At 37.8% G+C, this 18,242-nt stretch carries 13 protein-coding genes; all 13 read left to right on the forward strand.

The features are described 5' to 3' along the window. The first annotated feature begins 94 nt into the window (after positions 1–94). On the forward strand, positions 95–4,513 hold the full coding sequence (locus WC496_01680) for a beta-galactosidase (protein ID MFA5291726.1): 4,419 nt from the start codon (positions 95–97) through the stop codon (positions 4,511–4,513). Between the two features lie 239 nt (positions 4,514–4,752). Continuing rightward, entirely contained in the window at positions 4,753–5,622 is an 870-nt protein-coding gene (locus WC496_01685; protein MFA5291727.1) for a hypothetical protein, read from the forward strand. Then, positions 5,615–7,687, forward strand: coding sequence for an extracellular solute-binding protein (locus WC496_01690; protein ID MFA5291728.1), 2,073 nt, complete (start codon positions 5,615–5,617; stop codon positions 7,685–7,687). Before WC496_01685 ends, WC496_01690 begins: the two co-directional genes overlap by 8 nt. 15 nt (positions 7,688–7,702) lie before the next feature. Then, positions 7,703–8,602, forward strand: coding sequence for a sugar ABC transporter permease (locus tag WC496_01695; GenBank protein MFA5291729.1), 900 nt, complete (start codon positions 7,703–7,705; stop codon positions 8,600–8,602). A gap of 16 nt (positions 8,603–8,618) precedes the next feature. Continuing rightward, complete coding sequence (locus WC496_01700) at positions 8,619–9,443, forward strand: carbohydrate ABC transporter permease (GenBank protein MFA5291730.1); 825 nt, start codon at positions 8,619–8,621, stop codon at positions 9,441–9,443. 282 nt (positions 9,444–9,725) lie between these two features. Beyond that, entirely contained in the window at positions 9,726–10,922 is a 1,197-nt protein-coding gene (locus WC496_01705; protein ID MFA5291731.1) for a Gfo/Idh/MocA family oxidoreductase, read from the forward strand. Between the two features lie 71 nt (positions 10,923–10,993). Next, the gene (locus WC496_01710) at positions 10,994–11,359 is read left to right on the forward strand and encodes a DUF4432 family protein (GenBank protein MFA5291732.1); all 366 of its coding nucleotides are present in this window, start codon (positions 10,994–10,996) and stop codon (positions 11,357–11,359) included. 3 nt (positions 11,360–11,362) lie between these two features. Continuing rightward, entirely contained in the window at positions 11,363–12,574 is a 1,212-nt protein-coding gene (locus WC496_01715; protein ID MFA5291733.1) for a hypothetical protein, read from the forward strand. A gap of 17 nt (positions 12,575–12,591) precedes the next feature. After that, positions 12,592–13,857 (forward strand): Glu/Leu/Phe/Val dehydrogenase, encoded by a 1,266-nt coding sequence (locus WC496_01720; GenBank protein MFA5291734.1) that lies wholly within the window; start codon positions 12,592–12,594, stop codon positions 13,855–13,857. Positions 13,858–13,946: 89 nt separating this feature from the next. Next, a complete protein-coding gene (locus tag WC496_01725; GenBank protein MFA5291735.1) occupies positions 13,947–14,828 on the forward strand; it encodes a sugar phosphate isomerase/epimerase family protein in 882 nt (293 codons plus the stop codon). Between the two features lie 530 nt (positions 14,829–15,358). Beyond that, a complete protein-coding gene (locus WC496_01730) occupies positions 15,359–15,589 on the forward strand; it encodes a hypothetical protein (GenBank protein ID MFA5291736.1) in 231 nt (76 codons plus the stop codon). A 4-nt stretch (positions 15,590–15,593) separates the two neighbouring features. Beyond that, complete coding sequence (locus tag WC496_01735) at positions 15,594–16,814, forward strand: hypothetical protein (GenBank protein ID MFA5291737.1); 1,221 nt, start codon at positions 15,594–15,596, stop codon at positions 16,812–16,814. 100 nt (positions 16,815–16,914) lie between these two features. After that, positions 16,915–17,820 carry an HAD hydrolase-like protein gene (locus WC496_01740; GenBank protein MFA5291738.1) on the forward strand — a complete coding sequence of 302 codons (906 nt, stop codon included), beginning with the start codon at positions 16,915–16,917 and terminating at the stop codon, positions 17,818–17,820. Positions 17,821–18,242 lie beyond the last annotated feature (422 nt).

Here is an 18,242-nt window from a genome sequence, read left to right on the forward strand (position 1 = left end):
TTGAGTATAATAGTTTTATAAAGGTTATATTTGACCTGTTCTCAGGACAAATATGGTCTATCTTTAAAGGTGAGATGCTGTTTAGGATGGTATTATGAAAAATATTTTTGGTTTCCTGTTACTTCTTTTGTTATGTCGGTTTTCTTTGGCAACTCAAGGACAGGTTCTGAATGTCGGCTATACATCTGTCGAAATTTTGAACTATTCAAACCTTGCAATCAATTTTCAAAACCGGCCTGTAGCTGAAGCATTTTTCAAAATACGTCAAAATCAGTCGGACAACTCAAAGGCGGTTCACCATGATTGCAATATCCCATACCATACAAAAGAAATAATCGTTGATAATGGTATTAATTTAGTTGTGCTTTTCAAAGCTGATACAGTCAATACTGAACACAACAGTATTATTTTTGAAATCAGAAGCAATTCGGTTTCGATAAAATATGATTTGGCTTTTATAGATAATGTTATGTCTACGGATATTGGTTTTGTGACATCTGACTCTTTTTGTACAGGTTCTCCATTCAGAGCATTTCTTGCTGATGGAAAAGAAGTTACAGGTGAACTGCAAAAAGATCCGCTATTTAAAAATGCCACTATAAAAAACATAAGAGAACTTGTCCTTTCAAAATGTGACACAGGTAAGCTGAATGTAATCTGTGAGCAATTGCCACCTTTTGAATTCATAGACACCAGAGATATCAGTAACCCAAAACGCAGGATAAATTCATCTATAGCAGTCCCTGATACTCGAGGCAAATTGGTTCTTTTATATGGCAGCTGTCAGGATGCAAATTTCGTTACAGTTGACCTCAAGCCAGTCTGCAATATGGGATTTAGAGACAGTCTTGCCAATGATGGAGTCGGCGGATGGATGGACGAGGGAGCAGGAAGGGATATGAGTCAATTCGTTTCTGGAAAGAACCTCTATAGCGGCATTGTTTTTGATGTCATTGAACCAAATAATAACAAGGGTATGAGTGCAATTATCCTGAAGGGTGGGCCCAACCATGGTCAGAATTTCCCAGAACAATTTGATATACCTATTGGCAGGAGTGGAAGTTCATTTTATGCTTTGTATACAAGCGGCTGGGCAAAATCCGGAACAGATGATGGGAAAGTTGTTGCTGCATATATTGTAAAATATGCTGATGGTCAGGAAGATGAACATGAAATTGTTTATGGCAGAGATATTACGGATTGGCAGGATTTATCGAACAAGCCGAATTATATTCAAGCATGGACTGGACGTAATTCAGTTGGCAACATTGCAATCGGCGCAAGCTCTTTTCCGCTTAAGGACAAGGTTGTGCAATCTATAAGGCTTGAAAAGCGTGGTCAAAGCAATTGTATGATAGGGCTTATCGGCCTTACATTATCCGACCAGCCTGTGCAGGTTGGTTTAACCAAGTTACCAAATGGGCCTGTTAGCATGCCTCCTTTGAGGTATAAATTTGTTGGTGATGCTGAAAGGATAGCCGCTTGGCTTGACCCAAATGAGTTAAATGTATCTGGTCCTGTCTCTCGTCAGGGCTATGATGTCACTTTTGATTCTGATGACGTTTTGATGATGGGAGCCAATCATAGCACGCCTCGGACGGAAATCGAGCCTAATGAGCAGCAATCAAAAAATATAGTTGATTATGTAAAAGCAGGTGGTTCGCTATATATCTCCTGGCCGGTTGATGAGACTATCAGGGATTTATTGCAGATTCTTCCTGTTGAACAGGCAGGGGAAGCTATTACTTTTGTTCCAAAAGACCAGGTATTGATGATATTGCCGACAGATTACAATCATCCAATTTTTTCCGATATTAATTGGGCGGATTATTTGCCACAGCCGTATTATTACCCTGTGAAAATCAAACTGGGTTCGGAAGTCATTGCCAGATTTTCAAACGGTATACCTGCATTGGTTTACTGGAAGGTCGGAAAAGGTAAAGTCTTATATTCAGCATTTCCGCTCGAATATGGAAACTATATTGGTACTACGAGCGGGCGTCACCCCTGGTCAAGGTGTGAATTCTTCTATAAAGTTCTTTATTGGCTCAAAGGAAATGAAGATTTTGCCCGCTATCTTGGGAAACGGACGATTTGCGGCAGACTAAGGGCAGAGCTTTCTGATATAGTGGCCTCATGTAACTCTGAATTGGAAAATCTCAGAGCAGTTGAAACATACATAGGACAGGAAAATATTGCTAAAAAATTTAATTCTGAACTCCAGGATATTTTTAGCGAAATGGATTCTTCTGATCATTTTCTTGTTACACTCAAGCTTGATGAAGCTATAAAAGGATATAGAAATGCATATAGCAGGGGTAACACGCTTCTAACTCATATTCTGGATGCTACAAGCGGTATCAAATCTTCGGCATTAAAAGAAAAAAAATTAGATTTGATTAATATTAAGCCAGGACCACCTTTGCTTATTGGCTCTCATTGTTCGCTGACTTCATATGGCAGTTCAAGATCATCGGATAGCAAGGTGCGTGAATATTCTATTATACGGTCGTTCCAACGCCAGAGTGAACTGGGATTTAATACCGCGGTAGAGCATGCCGGCCTTGTTTGTTTTACAAAAAAGGACTCTGATCCTACAGTTGTGGATGATAATGATTTGAATCTATGGATTTATAATGACATGCTCCGAGCGCTAAAACAGACAGGTTGGCGATACTTTATGAGTATAGATTCATCTGATTTGCTTAATTTTGGAGAAGGTAATTATAAATTCTTCCACAAGGATATGCCTTTAGGAGAAGAGCCTTATATATACTCAGGGCGTAAAATATACCCTCCAAGTATCTGGAACAGGACATTTCTTGACCGTCGCAGGCAAGTTCTCGAGAAGGTAACCCTTTACTACAAGGATAAAGCTGAGATTATCGGTTATGATATGGATAATGAGCCATCTGCGTATCTGGGTTATAGTGACGATATTGTCAAGCATTTTCAGGAATGGCTTAAAGTTAAATTTGGCTCTATAAAAAGGTTCAATGCGGCTCTTAAAAAAAATTATACAGACTTTAATGTTATTAAACCTCCTACACTGTATGATGTGCGCAAAGAGGGGGTTACTGAAATAGCAAAACGTCCTGTATGGTATGAGTGGTGGCTATTTCAGGATGATGTAATTGTAAATCACTTCCGTGAGGATTATGAAACAATAAAACGCATATCGCCTGATAAGATAGTTCGTGAACGTTTTTCAGAAGTATCTGCGACAGGGCGGCCCTATAGAAATGATGGCGCGGGGAGACTGCCGTATCATCGTATTACCAAATATGTCGATATGACAGGCATGCATATGTGGGTCTTATATTCGTTGGATTTCATGAGAGCTCAGGCCAACAATGCACAACTCGGGCTTGGTGAATATTATATGACACCGCTTGATGGTCCATATAACAGCAGGTTACAGCTTAATGATGGCACAAGTGGCTATTGGGCTATTCCGGTTGTTGAGAGTGAAAATGTAAATTGTGCAGCGGCTGAGCGTAATTTCTGGATAGCATTATCGCGTGGTGTCAGGTCATTTAATATTCACACGCTCAAGGCCGGTATAGGTGTATACAATATGATACAGCCTGATAATTTACATTGGAATCGCACGCTTTACGCATTGAAATATGCTGGAAAGGAATTCTCACGAATTCGAGGCGAAATTGACGGAGCTGAAGTGATATCGCAAGTGGCGTTGCTGGAAGTGCCGGAAAGTACTACGCAAAGTTTTGGTACTGCAATTGAAGAAGATACTATTTGCACTCAAGTTGAACAAAATTATATCTTTGATGCGCTTCACGATCCATTGGATATTCAGAGCGACCCTATAGCCCCGGATTCAAATTATAACGGGTACAAAGTTGTAATAGCATCTCAGCCTCTGTTTCTCTCAAATGAGAGTGAGGCAAAAGTTATGGATTTTGTAAAAAAAGGGGGCATTTTTATTGCAACAGGCCCATTAGGCTTATATACTGAACATGGTTTTGCAAATCAGCGTATACTTAAAAATATATTTGGAATAACCGAGGTTAAACGAGTAACTTTTCCATCTGATATTAATTTAAAATCAGGGTTAAGTATCAAACCTGTTTCTCACAAAAGTTTGTGCTGGAAATATAACTTAAGCAAAGATTTAAAAGTTCTTGCTTATTTTTCAGATGGGACACCAGCTGTGGTTGAGACTGAATATGGCAAGGGGCGTATGATACTTACTGCGTATGCTTTATCGCAAACCGAGAATATTGCTGAACAACTCCATCAGCTTGTCGAGCCTTTTGTTAATTTTCCTGTTAAATCATCTCCACCGGTTAACTTGTTCTTGCTTCGTAAAGAGGGAGTACTTCTTGTATTTGCAGTAAATAAGCAAATATATCCGATTGAACGTCAGATGAAGCTCAATGGGACAAAAAAGATAGATGATATACGGGCCGGCATAAGTATAGTTACTGATTCAGTGCCTTTGAGACTTGGTCCCGGTGAATGTCGAGTTTTTAAAATATATGATAAGTAAATTCAAAATGGTTTTATTTCTGTCCATGGTAAATTGTACAAGATTATGATAACTTAGAAATCATAGAGAATGATAAAAAGACATTATGGCTTGGTAGGATTATTATTTTGTTTAGTTATCTTACGGCAAAAACACGAGTGGTATCGTGAAATTATAAATGGAAAATCGAACAAAGTTGTATGATTGTTTTGATATAATGATGTCTATAATTGAGTAATTTCTGTTTTTAAGAGAGTTGAATGATTAAAAAGAATCTTAACATTATTGTTGTGGTGCTAATTATTGCCATTGGCGCAATCTTTATCGCATTAATGGCTCGTAACATCTTCTTGTATTATTTTGTTTCAGTTGAAGGTACTATTGAAGATGCTGTACAGGCCTATGCAAATACTCAGTTCCCCAAAGCCAAATCAATTGCCTCTAAACATCTGGAAGAGCCCCTTGGCAAATTGATTTTTTGTAGCTGTCAAATTTTTGACATAAAAAATCTCAATTACAATTCCGGTCTGGCGGGTCTTAAAGAGCTTTATGAGGATACAAATATTCCCACAGATATCAGAGTTGAAGCGGCGATTAGCTATGCCCGTGTAATTCAGGTTTTTCAGACAAGAGGAATATATGCAGAATATAAGGAAGTGGCTGTCGAAAAAGTCTACAAGGACATACTTAATCTTGACAATAATGATCGCAGAGCCTGTACGACAGCAGTTTATCTAATGGAATTGTACATTAATTCAAAGGAGAAACAAGGGGACGAAAAAATAATCAAATTTACAGATAATTTCGTTAATAATTTTAATGGTGAAAAAAAATATCTTGTGCCGGTGCATATGGCAATCAGCAATTATTATCTTGTATTTAAAAATAATTATGTTTCAGCCGTAGAGCATCTTAAAAAAGCCTATGAACTCGGGATTGAAAGGGATCTTCTAAAAAGAGATGTTTTGTTTCGAATCGCCAGGATTTCCGAATATAACCTTGATGATTTGGAAACTGGCAAAAAGTATTATGAAGAATTTTTAAGACTTTATCCAGATGCATTAACGACACCTGTTGTGAAACGTTATCTTAAAGATCTCCAGGAAAAGGAGAAAGATATAAATGGTTGAAAGAAGTATTGACAAAAAGGCATTTATTAAAGAAAGTTCTTTTAGGGCATTTGGTGTTTATATTGCTCTGTTTTTTTATGGGGTATCAATATTTTACGTATATTTCCTTGGTGCAGATAAAACAGCCTTTGAGTCGGACACAAAGGTAATTACAATTGCACACTGGCAACTTGAAGATGGTTTTCGTGAAGGTTTTAATGATGCAATTGCTCTTTTTGAATTATTAAAAGCACATCAATTTGATAAACTTATAGAGAACTATGAACAACAAAGGGCGGAAGGTTTTAAGCTTCTTATTATAGAGTTTATGCAAAGGGATCCTTCTAAAAACGATTCTGATTTTAGGCGCAATCTCAGAATTTTCAAGAGGGAGCTAAAACCCACTTATACGGTAGCACAGCAGATAATTGATCAGATTCTTGCTGAAGAAAAGGATGTGCGAAAGGTTGACTTTGCTTCTATGCCTCAAGCTCAGCAAAAAGAATATGAATGGACTATGAATTTTGTCAACCGTATTAAAACCCAGGAATACAGCGATGAGTTCTATGATTATGTAAGAGGTTTTAATGAAGCTACAAAAAGAGGTTGCGACTGGGTACAAAAAGCAATTGAATATGCCAAAAATAACACAAAACCACAAAAAGTAAAAATTATTCAGTCTGCTGTGCCAGCTCGTGCATATAGCCAATGGTTTATAACACAACTTATTGGCGGTAAACCTGCGGATATAATTGAACTTAGAAGTACAAGCAACGTTTATCAGCAGTATTTTAATCCTCTTTCCAGCTATGTTGGAAAACCAAACAAGTATAACTATGGAACTGTTTTGCAGGGTATGCCGTGGAAGGATACCTACATAGATGGTATGGAAAGCGCTCTTGATTATAGTTTTTCGGAATACTTTGGGGTGGGTATGACTTTTCATACGGTTCGTCTATTCATTAATCTTGATCTGCTTGAAAAAGCAACAGGTTCAAAAGAAATGCCACAGGACCTTACAGAATGGCTCGATATTTGTAATAAGGTGAAGGAATATGGGCAGAGAATTGGCAAACCCGTAATACCTATTGGTGTTCGCGGGCTCGATCGAGCAACTTTGTACGGGCTGTGGACGTATTATTTCAGCCAATTAAATGGCAATCTCAATGATATAGCGATGAGATATTATGTGGCAAATTCCGATGCACTTGCAGAACCAGACTCTATGCGGGAAATATTACATGATGACCCTGAAGAAAGAGAAAGGATGCTTGCGGCCTGTGAAATTATTCGTGATATAGGACAGTTTTTTGGCGATGGTTTTACAGCAATGGATCTTGAACAAACTAAATTCCAGTTCTTCTCCGGCAACACTGCGTTTTTGCCTGCAGGAAGCTGGAATGGATATTCTTTTTTACGAAATTCACAATTTGAAGTCGGTATTCTAAAAATCCCAGTGGTAGGTTTCAAACATAAGTTTTCTAAATATTATTCAGGACCAATAGCTGAGTCAAATACCAAAGTCGGCTGCAATTTTGGTATCCCAAAGGCAACAAAAAATTTTGAAACAGCCCTTGATTTTCTTCAGTTTATTACAAGTTACCAGATCAATCAGATGGCGATGATGCGTGCAAAATGGCCTGCAGCTGTTAAAAAGGCACAATATTACGAATTACTCAAAAAATTTGAGCCACAAAAAGAAGGAAATCTTCAAATTTTACTGCCGTTCTATTTATATACATCAAGTTCTTCATTTAGAAAAAGTATGGAATGGCTTGAGGAGATAATACTCAAAAATGTCATGGACCCAGGTCATTATTTTTATGATAATTTCAAAAAATATTCTGTGCCACGTATGATAGGAGATAATGAAGAAATTAGGCATGGCGTTAATAGAGATGAGACATATATGGAAATGCAAAGAAGTCAGATGTCTTTGACAGCCATGTTGTCGGGATTGTCTGAACCAAAACGACAAGCACTGATATTACGTCAACAAATGGCGGAAGAGAATCTTGCGATCAACATTCATAATAACCGCAATTTAATGAAAAGCACTAAGTTGTTAAAAGAATTTTTAGAGTGATCGAATAGAGAAATAATGATAGTCATAACAAAAAACAAACTTAAAAATTATTGGCATTGCTACCTGCTAATTATTGCACCGCTTATACTGGTGCTTATTTTTAATTACTATCCGATTTTCAATGGTTTTATTCACATCTTTTACCGATGGAATGGAGATAATATCGAGGAATTTATCGGGATGGGTAATTTTGTAAAAATGTTTCATGATACAGAGCTTTGGCGATCTTTTGTGGTTGTGGGTATTTTTATTGTATCAAATCTCATCAAAATGATTCCTCCCATAATAACTGCTGTTGTTCTACATCATATCATTAGTTCTCGCATACAATATTTTTATCGTGTTCTTTTTGTAATACCTATGATTGTACCGGCTATCGTGGGAATTTTGATATGGAAGTATTATTATGAACCAAATACTGGTTTTATAAATGCATTTCTCCGCACTATTGGAATTTTAGGGCCTGCTGAAACAATACAGTGGCTCACAAATATAAAACTTGTAATTCCAAGCCTTATTTTTGCCGGTTTTCCATGGGTAGGGGCATTTGGCGTGCTAATTTATCTGTCAGGATTATCAAATATCAGTAAAGAAATCTATGAGGCCGCTGATATAGACGGTGCAGGCCCCATCAGAGTCTTCTGGTGTATAGAAGTACCTCTGATTATGACTCAAATCAGAATAAATCTTATTCTCATGATTATAGGCACCATACAAAGTTGGCAAAATGTTTATTTGTATCTTGGAGAAAGCGGCGGCCCGGGTGGCATAGCTACTGTTCCAGGACTTTTGATTTTCCGAGAGGCCTTTGCCAAAGGATTTTTTGGATATGGCTGTGCAATAGGTTTTTTGCTGTTTTTACTTACTTTACTGCTTACATGGGTTAATAACCGTTATGTAAGAGTCAAAAAATAAAAGGAAGTATCCTGTTATGAAACAAATAAATTATACAGCTGAAATTGTTAAAAATATTTTCATAATCATAATACTTATTTTTGCGTTCCTTGGCATTTATTTAATGATAAATGTTTCGCTTAAAGATAATGCTCAATTCTCCAGAAGTCCCTGGCTTCTTGAAGCTCCCTTTCACTGGGAAAACTTTATCTATGCCTGGCAATACATTGCGCCTAATATCTTTAATACTGTATTTGTTGCCTTCACGACCACGATATTTTCTATCGTTCTTGCGATTATAGGAGCCTTTTTCTTCGCTAGATTTAAAACCTTTGGCTCAGAATTTTTATTTTATGTTTTCATTATTCTTATGATGTACCCCGGTGTTGCCAATATGGTTCCTGAGTTTAAACTTATTTCCGCATTGGGACTTTATAATACATTTTGGGCATTGATTATTCCAGGTGTTGCCGGGGCGCAGGCAATGGTAATATATATTTTTCGTAATTTTATTGAGGATATTCCGCATGACCTTTTTGATGCGGCAGAAGTAGACGGTTGTTCAATACTCGGACAAATATGGAATATTGTTGTTCCTATGAGTTTACCCATTATCGGCACACTTGGTATTCTTCGTATTATAGGAGAATGGAATTCTTTTGTAGGTCCACTTATTTTTCTTCGAGACAGCAACAGACAACTTATATCCGTGGCGCTTTTACACTTGGAAGGTGAATACACCAAACAATGGGGACAGCTTATGGCTGGTTATACCATAGCCTCTATCCCTCTTATCATAATATTTATTTTCTGTATGAAATTGTTTGTTCAAGGTCTTTCTGAGGGTGCAATAAAAGGATAAAGAGATTTTGGCTGGTATGTTTTAAAATATTGTTTGTTTCTGCAAAGATGGTATTTTCAAGACGTTGCAGGAAATTATAAAAAAGTTTTTGTAAATTCTTGGTTTTTTATAAAGGGTTTCTATCGATGACAAGATTGGGTATTCATAGCATGTGGTAAATACATAAATATCGCCCTATGCAGCCGGTGGCGCAAAGTGAAGCAAACATAAAAATTATGACTGTTAGAAGAAAAACACTGTTGTATAAAAACTGAAAGCGGTTATCTCTTATTAAGGATATTTATGAACGATTTTGGTATTGCAATCATTGGGGCGAGCAGGCGAAGTGATACAATGTTTAATTTTTTAAAACATAATCCAGATTATGGTTTTGTAAAAGGTTTATATGATATTATCCCTCAAAGAGGAGAGTATTTTATTAACAGATACGAACTTAAACAAGCTGTAATATATAATACTCTCCAGCAAGCTCTTGACGATAAGCAGGTAAAGGCTGTTTTTATAGGCACTCCAGATTATGCCCATGTTGAGCCGGCAGTCGAATCATTAAAGGCTGGTAAACATATTTATTGTGAAAAACCATTGGCAACGACTTTGCGGGACTGTGATATGATAATTGATGGTGCAAAAAACGCTAAAACAGTTTTTTATGTTGGCAAAAACCTTCGACACAGCCCCGTTCATGAAAAACTTCATGAAATTTTGGAAAGTGGAAAGATCGGGAAGCTATTGACGATTGAAGCTAATGAATATTATTATGCCGGACGAACATATTTCAGGCGTTGGAATCGCCTAAGAAAATACAGTGGAGGTTTGTGGATTACCAAGGCATGCCATGATTTTGACTTATTAAACTGGTTTGCCGGTGGAAATCCAAGAAAAGTCTTTGCTGTAAGTAGTCTTAGTTATTACAAGACTAAAGAAGGGGCTGGGCCCAACTGTAGAGAATGTAAAATAAAGAATAACTGTCCGGATTATTATGGTGTTGATGAACCAGAAAAATACAAATGGTCCAGTAAATGGGACGAATTAGACAGAATCACCGAAGAAACGACAGGCCGGCCAAGAGATTTATGTCTATATAATTCTGATAAAGATACTTTTGATAATGGGATAGCCGTAGTTGAATATGATAATGATACCAGAGCAACTTATACTGTAAATGTTGTTAGTGCTCAGAATACTCGCCAGATGCGGCTGACCGGAACAGAAGGTTCAGTGGAAGGTGACATGTCCGAAGGTAAAGTAGTATACTGGAAGAGACATACAGATACAAAAGAGCTTTTTGATTTGAAAGACAAGATGAATTCAGGCCATGGTGGTGCTGACGACCAGATATTAAAGGATTTCTTTAATTGCTGTCATAATAACAACAAACCTAAAACGGGTTGGCTTGAGGGTAGACTTGCTCTTGAGGTAGGCTTGGCAGCCAGAGAATCCTGTGATACAGGTAAAGTAATTGAGTTGCCGTTAGTATAATAAATGTACTTTAAGAAAATGCTAAAGGGACATAAATCTTATGATAAGTAATGATTTTATAGCAGTCAAGGATGTCATCTTGGCATTATAGACAAGGATTTCATGGTCATAGGGTTTCAGCAAAGTATGCGTTTTTGTTGATGCTGATGAAAGTGGTATATGCAAAACAGGTCTTACAATGCAGGTTTAATTTGACTGTAACAAAGGAATACAGCAAAAAGCAATTGACCTGGCCGACTAATTGGCAACACTGGGGGCTTAGCGAATATATTACTGCGCTTGAACCCGGAACTAATCCACCTGTAGGCCAATGCAAGGCAAGGGAGCAGAACCAGCTTATCCCTCCTGAACCGGATGAAAGCAGGTCTTATGAATTACGGATAGCAGTTCTTACGCAGAAAGAAAAAATCAGAGAATTTTCATCAATAATTGGATAATTTATGACAAAGCATATATTTACTGGTTTTGGTTTTGGCCCTATACAGGCAGGTCTTTTTGTTGCCGAGGCATTTAAGAGTGGCAATTTCAAACGAATAGTGATAGCAGAGATAGACCAAAAGCTTGTCGATGCTGTTCGTGCAAATAACGGAACCTATTATGTAAATATTGCCGGTTTTGATGGCATAAGAACTGCGGAGATAAAAGGTATTGAAATTTATAATCCGGCAAATAGTGAGGATAGATTAAAACTTTTAGATGTTTTATCAGCTTCCACTGAAATTGTAACATCGCTGCCATCAGTTAATTCCTATTATACAGGGGAAAACAGTGTTGCCCAATTGATTGCTGCCGGCCTGAATAAGACCAGGAGTAAGCCTGCTTTGATTTACACTGCTGAAAATAACAATCATGCTGCGGAAATACTGGCTGAGGCTGTAGAAGGTAAACTTAAAAAACACTTACCGGATAATGTTCAATTTCTCAATACTGTTATAGGCAAGATGAGTCAAGTTGTAACAGATAAAGATGAAATATTACGTGAGAATTTAATGCCGATAGCTCCTGGCATAGACAGAGCGTTTTTGGTTGAGGAATTTAATAAAATACTTGTAACGAAATGCAAACTTGCAAATTTTACACCCGGCATAAGTGGTTTTATTGAAAAAGAGGATTTACTGCCGTTTGAGGAAGCCAAGCTTTATGGCCATAATGCCATTCATGCACTTTTAGCTTATCTTGGAGCTTATAAAGGTTACAAGAAGATGGCCGAACTAAAGAATGATAAAGAGATTATGAAGATAGCCAGAGATGCTTTTATAAATGAGTCTGGCGCTGCATTGATAAAAAAACATGCTCATCTCAATGAAGAATTGTTTACAGAAAAAGGTTATAGAGCTTTTGCTGAAGATTTGCTTGAGAGGATGACCAATCCATATTTGGATGATACGATAGAACGTGCCGCCAGAGACCCGCAGCGAAAGTTGGGATTGAATGACAGGATATTTGGCACGATGCGATTGGCTCTTGAGCAGGGCATTGAACCTGTCAATATGGCCAAAGGCGCAGTGGCAGGATTGGTATATTTAAAAAGTTCTGATGGCAGTGTGAAAAACGCCACAAGTTGGTTGTGGAAAGACAATGACAGCATCAAAGATAAAGATTTATTGATTGAACTTATAGATAATGCAGAAAAAAGTTTATTAAAAGCATGACTCAGAAAGGAAAATATATGACAGCAGGGAAAGAGATGTTCGGGATTCTTAAAACCGCAAGATTAAATCTGGAACAGACAGCAAATAGATTGAAACTTGAAGATGGAATGTTTAACAGGCTTCTTGAACCCAAGGAAAAAATAGAAATAACATTAAATCCTACTTTAAGCAGCGGTAAACATATACAGGTCAAAACATTTATTATCAGACACAGGGATGCGCTTGGCCCTGCAAAAGGCGGCATTAGAATGTCCCCAAATGTTACGATGGATGATATTCAGGGATTATCTATGGAAATGACATGGAAGACTGCCTTGATAGGAGTGCCATTTGGCGGAGGCAAATCGGGTATATGTTTTGACCCATCTAATATTACGGCAGAAGACAAGGAAATAATTATTCGTTCATTTACACGAGGCGCGATGAGGCATATTGGCCCGGAGGTGTATATACCTGCTCCTGATATGGGAACCAATGAAATTGACATGGGCCATATCAGGGATTGCCTGGCTTATTCAGCGGGCAAATCCATAACCAGCGGCTGTTATGTAACAGGCAAGCCTGTAATACTTGGAGGTATATTGGGCAGAAAAGAAGCGACCGGCAGAGGCGTTGCATTTACAGTAATAGCTGCATGTGAAAAGCTGGGGTTTGATATAAAGAAAGCACGTGTCGCTGTACAGGGATTTGGCAATGTTGGCTCGATAGCTGCGTTAGCCCTTTCGGAACTTGGTGCAAAAATTGTTGCAGTCTCTGATGTTACGGGAGGTGTCATAAATGAACAAGGCATTGATATAAAACATTTGTTAGGATATGTAAAGGCATGTGGACAAATTTGCGGTTATCCTTTGGCTAAGGAATGTACAAATGAGGATGTTCTTACCTGTCAGTGCGATATTCTTGTTCCTGCCGCTACACAATCTGTAATAACAGCAGACATAGCAAAAGAAATAAAGGCGAAAATAATAGCAGAGGGTGCGAATTCGCCGACAATACCTGATGCGGATGAAATTCTTGATAACAGGAAAGTGTTTGTTATTCCGGATATTTTATGCAATGCTGGTGGTGTTTTTGTGTCATATCTTGAATATACACAGGAGACCCAGCGTGAACAGATGACCCTGGAGGAAGTCAATAATAGGCTTAAAAATCGAATTGTCGGTAAATTCAATGAAGTATATGATTATTCGATACAAAATGGTCTAACTATGCGTCAGGCTGCAATGAATATGGCTGTAAGCAGAGTAGTTGAAGCAACCAGTGCTATGGGAACTCTTCCATAGGTTGTTAAAAAGACTCAATTTACTCGTCAGATAAAAATGGCTTTATAAGAATAGGTAACAAATTTTAAAATTGATTAGAAGGAGGTTTAATGTACCTGACAGGATTTGCAGATGAAGCGGCCAAAGGTATTGATGGCCAGATAAGAGCTACGAAAGAACTCGGTTGGAAATATATTGAGGCACGCAATATCAACGATAAAAATATAATTGATATTCCCAATGCTGAATTTGATATTGTTGTTAAAAAACTTGAGAATGCCGGTATTAAAATCAACTGTTTTGGTTCCACCATTGCAAACTGGGCCAAGCAGATTATAGACTCCGATGAGACTTCTTTTGAAGAAGTTAAGCGAGCTATTCCCCGTATGCAGCGACTTGGTACAAAACTGATTCGAATTATGAGTTACGCTGTCCTGGAAGATCGTGAGCCTGACGACCAGATGGAAAAGAAGAGATTCGAACAATTACGCCTTTTTGTTAAAACGTTCAGCGATGCTGGTATTACAGCTGTTCATGAAAATTGTATGAATTATGGAGGCATGGGCTGGAGATATACTATTCGGCTTATAGAAAATGTGCCCGGTTTAAGACTTGTTTTTGATACTGGCAACCCTGTATTTAATTATGACCGTAGCAAGCCTAAACCCTGGCATAAACAATCGAGTTTTGAGTTTTACAAAAATGTTAAAGATTACATAAGTTACATTCATATCAAGGATGGTGTTTGGGACGAAAAAGAGAAAAAGAGCAAATTTACATTCCCCGGCGAAGGCGATGGCGATGTATTCAAAATTGTCAAGGACCTGCTTGATACCGGGTATAATGGTGGATTTTCAATTGAGCCTCACATGTCAGTAGTTTTGCATGATAATTCCATAGTTGCTTCTGAAGAAAATAAGTATACAAATTATATAGAGTATGGGCATAGATTTGAAAAACTTGTCGAAAAAGCTAAACGTGTAAAAACTTAATTTTGAGGGAAATCGATGAAATACTGGAATTTCGGAATCGTTAGGGACATATGGTTTTAAATATTTGGCAGTAACTTGACGAATTGGTAAAGAGTGGCTGGTTCGTAAAGTGGTATAACAGCAGCAGTATCATGAAGCGATTGTAATGTTGCTCCTAATGATGTGTGTGAAAAAATACTGAATGCATCGTTGAATTGAGAGCCAAACAGTTCTTGAAAGAAAGGAAATCAACTGTAAGATAGTTATTAAAGGAACTGAAAGTCTCCTTTATCAAAGGGAGATTTTTATTATTCCTCTGCCATACTACTACGGGTGTAATTCGTAGATGAAGTTATCCGCCGAAGGCCGACAGACAGAAGCCTGAAACCATAATGCTATGGGTGAAACCCATAGTAGTTTACTTTTGCTGACATCGTATATATTGAATATAAGGGTTTTAATTATGCTTAAATGCTTAAAAATTTCCATTTGTTCTTATGGATTATGCAAATGTAGCTGTTGCCCTGTTCCTAGACTTACTATAGCGGATAATGTTAAAAATGCTGTTGCTTTGTAAATCTATTACCGGCGGAATATTTCAGGCTGGTTTTTCAGACTCGATACTTCAAATGTGGGCTGCCTTTTTATATGAGCTTTATCACGGCAAACCCATAAGTAAATTTGCAGGTTGTGTAACTCCTGATGAAGCCGCCTTAAGTCATAAACTTTTTACGGCAGCGTTAGAATCCCAAAAGAAAAATACTGTAGTATCTATAAGTTAACTTTATGAATAGGCACATCTTTACAGGTTTTGGTTTTGGGCCCATACAGGCAGGTCTGTTTGTCGCAGAAGCATTTAAAAGCAAAAACTTCAATCGCATCGTTATAGCTGAGATAGACCAAAAGCTTGTCGATGCAGTTCGTGCAAATGGTGGAACATATTATGTCAATATTGCAGGTTTTGACGGCATAAGAACAACTGAAATCAAAGGCGTGGAGATTTATAATCCATCAAATAGCGAGGAACGATTGCACATTGTAGATGCTTTGTCTGCCTCTACGGAAATTGTAACATCTCTGCCATCGGTGAAATTTTATAATGCGGGAGAAAACAGTGTTGCTCAACTGATTACTGCCGGCATAAATAGGAACGGCGATGAACCTGCAATAATTTACACTGCCGAAAATAACAATAACGCAGCGGAATTGCTATCTGAAACTGTAAAAAGTAGACTCAAAAAACACTTACCCGATAATGTTCAATTCCTTAATACAGTTATAGGCAAGATGAGCCAGATTGTAACAGATAAAGATGAAATTATTCAAAAGAAGCTAACACCCATAGCTCCTGGTATCGACAGGGCGTTTTTAGTTGAGGAGTTTAATAAAATTCTTGTTACAAAATGCCATATTCTGGATTTCAAACCCGGGATAGAGGTTTTTATAGAGAAAGAAGATTTGCTGCCGTTTGAAGAGGCCAAGCTTTATGGCCATAATGCCATTCATGCCATTTTAGCCTATTTAGGAGCTTGTAAAGGTTATAAGAAAATGGCAGAACTTAAGGATGATAAAGAAATCATGCAGATAGCCAGAGATGCGTTTATAAATGAATCTGGCGCTACTTTGGTAAAGAAATATGCTCATCGTAATGAGGAGTTATTTACAGAGAGAGGTTACAAAGCTTATGCCGAAGACCTTCTCGAAAGGATGACCAATCCATATCTTGATGATACGATTGAACGTGCCGCCAGAGATCCTGAGCGTAAACTTGCTTTAAATGACAGGATATTTGGCACAATGCGATTAGTTCTTGAGCAGGGCATTGAACCTATCAATATGGCCAAAGGTGCGGCTGCGGGGGTAATGTATTTGGCAAAGCATGAAAAAATAAATGGCCAAAAAGAATTGAAAACTATTCTTTCTTGGTTATTGCATGATGACAATTACAGATTCAAATCGGAAATATTTAGGACGGTGGAAAAAGAATTAGCTTGTTTAGTCAATTAAATTATTATTAGCAGTGTCAAAAAAGTTGCTTCTGTTAGTGTATTGTGGCTATAATTTGGTTTGATATAGTAATTCTATGCATTTAAGGATTTAGAAGGATATGACTGATTTTTCAAGACCTCTAAAAGATTTAAAACCGACAAAGAAATATCTTGTTGCGATAGACTCTGACGGCTGTGCATTTGATGCTATGGGTATAAAACAGAAAGAGTGTTTCTGTCCGTGGATGATAAGCTGTTTTGGATTGCAGCCGGTTGCCGAAGCTGCCAGACAGTGTAAGGAATTTGCCGACCTGTTCAGTAAGACCCGCGGTGCAAACAGGCATAAAACCATCGTCAGAATTTTAACAGAACTCCTGCCTTCACATCCGAAAGTAAAAGAAAGCGGTTTTGAAGTGCCTAAATTTGAATATTATTGCAAATGGGTCAATAATCCAGATAGTCTTTTGAGTAATGATGGTCTTAAACAGGCAATCATGAAATCCAGCAATCCGCAGGAAAAGACTGAGCTTGAAATCGCGTTTAATTGGAGCATAAGAGTTAATCAGGCTATTGCAGATATCGTAAAAAATATTGCACCATTCAAATACGTTCGCGAAAGTCTGGAAAAAGCGTCCGCAAAGGCAGATATTATTATCTGTTCAGCCACGCCGACAGAGGCTCTTGAAAGAGAATGGGCTGAACACGGAATAGATAAATATGTAAAAGTGATAACAGGGCAGGAAATGGGGTCCAAGACCGAGCATCTTGAAATCGTCAGCAGCGGCAAATATGATAAGGATAAAGTCTTGATGGTGGGGGATGCTATTGGTGATATGAATACCGCGAAGCAAAATAATGTTTTATATTATCCGATAAATCCAGGAAATGAAGTTGCCAGCTGGAAGAGATTCCACGATGAAGTTTTTGATAAATTTATCAGCGGCCAATATGCAGGCTCTTATGAGAATAAACTCATAGAAGAATTTGATAGCTGCCTGCCTGAGAATCCGCCATGGAAAAAATAGTGAAGTGGAGTTTGAATAAGTTTCACATATTTTACCATTCACATGCCAGATCCAGAAGCATCTGAACACAAATTGGTCTTTTAATGGTCTATCTCAGGAAGAAAATTAAATTTTTAAAACTACAACCGTCCTACAACCACAAGATACGTTATCTACTAAAAGATACGAATCTTACCACTTGCTAACTTACGAAATCCGCGATAGTTACATAGAAACCAAGATTTTGAAAAGTTTTAGCAAACCAACGCTCTATCCAACTGAGCTACGAGCGCTAACGCCTTTGCAGGCAAGTGCTTATGGAATATGTAAATCCGGTTTTTAATCCGGCTTTTCATTTCCAGACGGCTCATTTTACTAAAGGTTTTTTAGAATGGCAAATTCTAATCACAGGTTTGCGCAAATTATGATTCATTGCGCAGGGC

Source organism: Phycisphaerae bacterium (genome assembly GCA_041652575.1).
GTDB lineage: Bacteria > Planctomycetota > Phycisphaerae > Sedimentisphaerales > UBA12454 > UBA12454.

Excerpts from the sequence above, each read along its gene's own strand:
- WC496_01680 (MFA5291726.1), top strand. The coding sequence starts at position 95 with ATGAAAAATATTTTTGGTTTCCTGTTACTTCTTTTGTTATGTCGGTTT.
- WC496_01685 (MFA5291727.1), top strand. The coding sequence starts at position 4,753 with ATGATTAAAAAGAATCTTAACATTATTGTTGTGGTGCTAATTATTGCC.
- WC496_01690 (MFA5291728.1), top strand. The coding sequence starts at position 5,615 with ATGGTTGAAAGAAGTATTGACAAAAAGGCATTTATTAAAGAAAGTTCT.
- WC496_01695 (MFA5291729.1), top strand. The coding sequence starts at position 7,703 with ATGATAGTCATAACAAAAAACAAACTTAAAAATTATTGGCATTGCTAC.
- WC496_01700 (MFA5291730.1), top strand. The coding sequence starts at position 8,619 with ATGAAACAAATAAATTATACAGCTGAAATTGTTAAAAATATTTTCATA.
- WC496_01705 (MFA5291731.1), top strand. The coding sequence starts at position 9,726 with ATGAACGATTTTGGTATTGCAATCATTGGGGCGAGCAGGCGAAGTGAT.
- WC496_01710 (MFA5291732.1), top strand. The coding sequence starts at position 10,994 with ATGTCATCTTGGCATTATAGACAAGGATTTCATGGTCATAGGGTTTCA.
- WC496_01715 (MFA5291733.1), top strand. The coding sequence starts at position 11,363 with ATGACAAAGCATATATTTACTGGTTTTGGTTTTGGCCCTATACAGGCA.
- WC496_01720 (MFA5291734.1), top strand. The coding sequence starts at position 12,592 with ATGACAGCAGGGAAAGAGATGTTCGGGATTCTTAAAACCGCAAGATTA.
- WC496_01725 (MFA5291735.1), top strand. The coding sequence starts at position 13,947 with ATGTACCTGACAGGATTTGCAGATGAAGCGGCCAAAGGTATTGATGGC.
- WC496_01730 (MFA5291736.1), top strand. The coding sequence starts at position 15,359 with ATGTTAAAAATGCTGTTGCTTTGTAAATCTATTACCGGCGGAATATTT.
- WC496_01735 (MFA5291737.1), top strand. The coding sequence starts at position 15,594 with ATGAATAGGCACATCTTTACAGGTTTTGGTTTTGGGCCCATACAGGCA.
- WC496_01740 (MFA5291738.1), top strand. The coding sequence starts at position 16,915 with ATGACTGATTTTTCAAGACCTCTAAAAGATTTAAAACCGACAAAGAAA.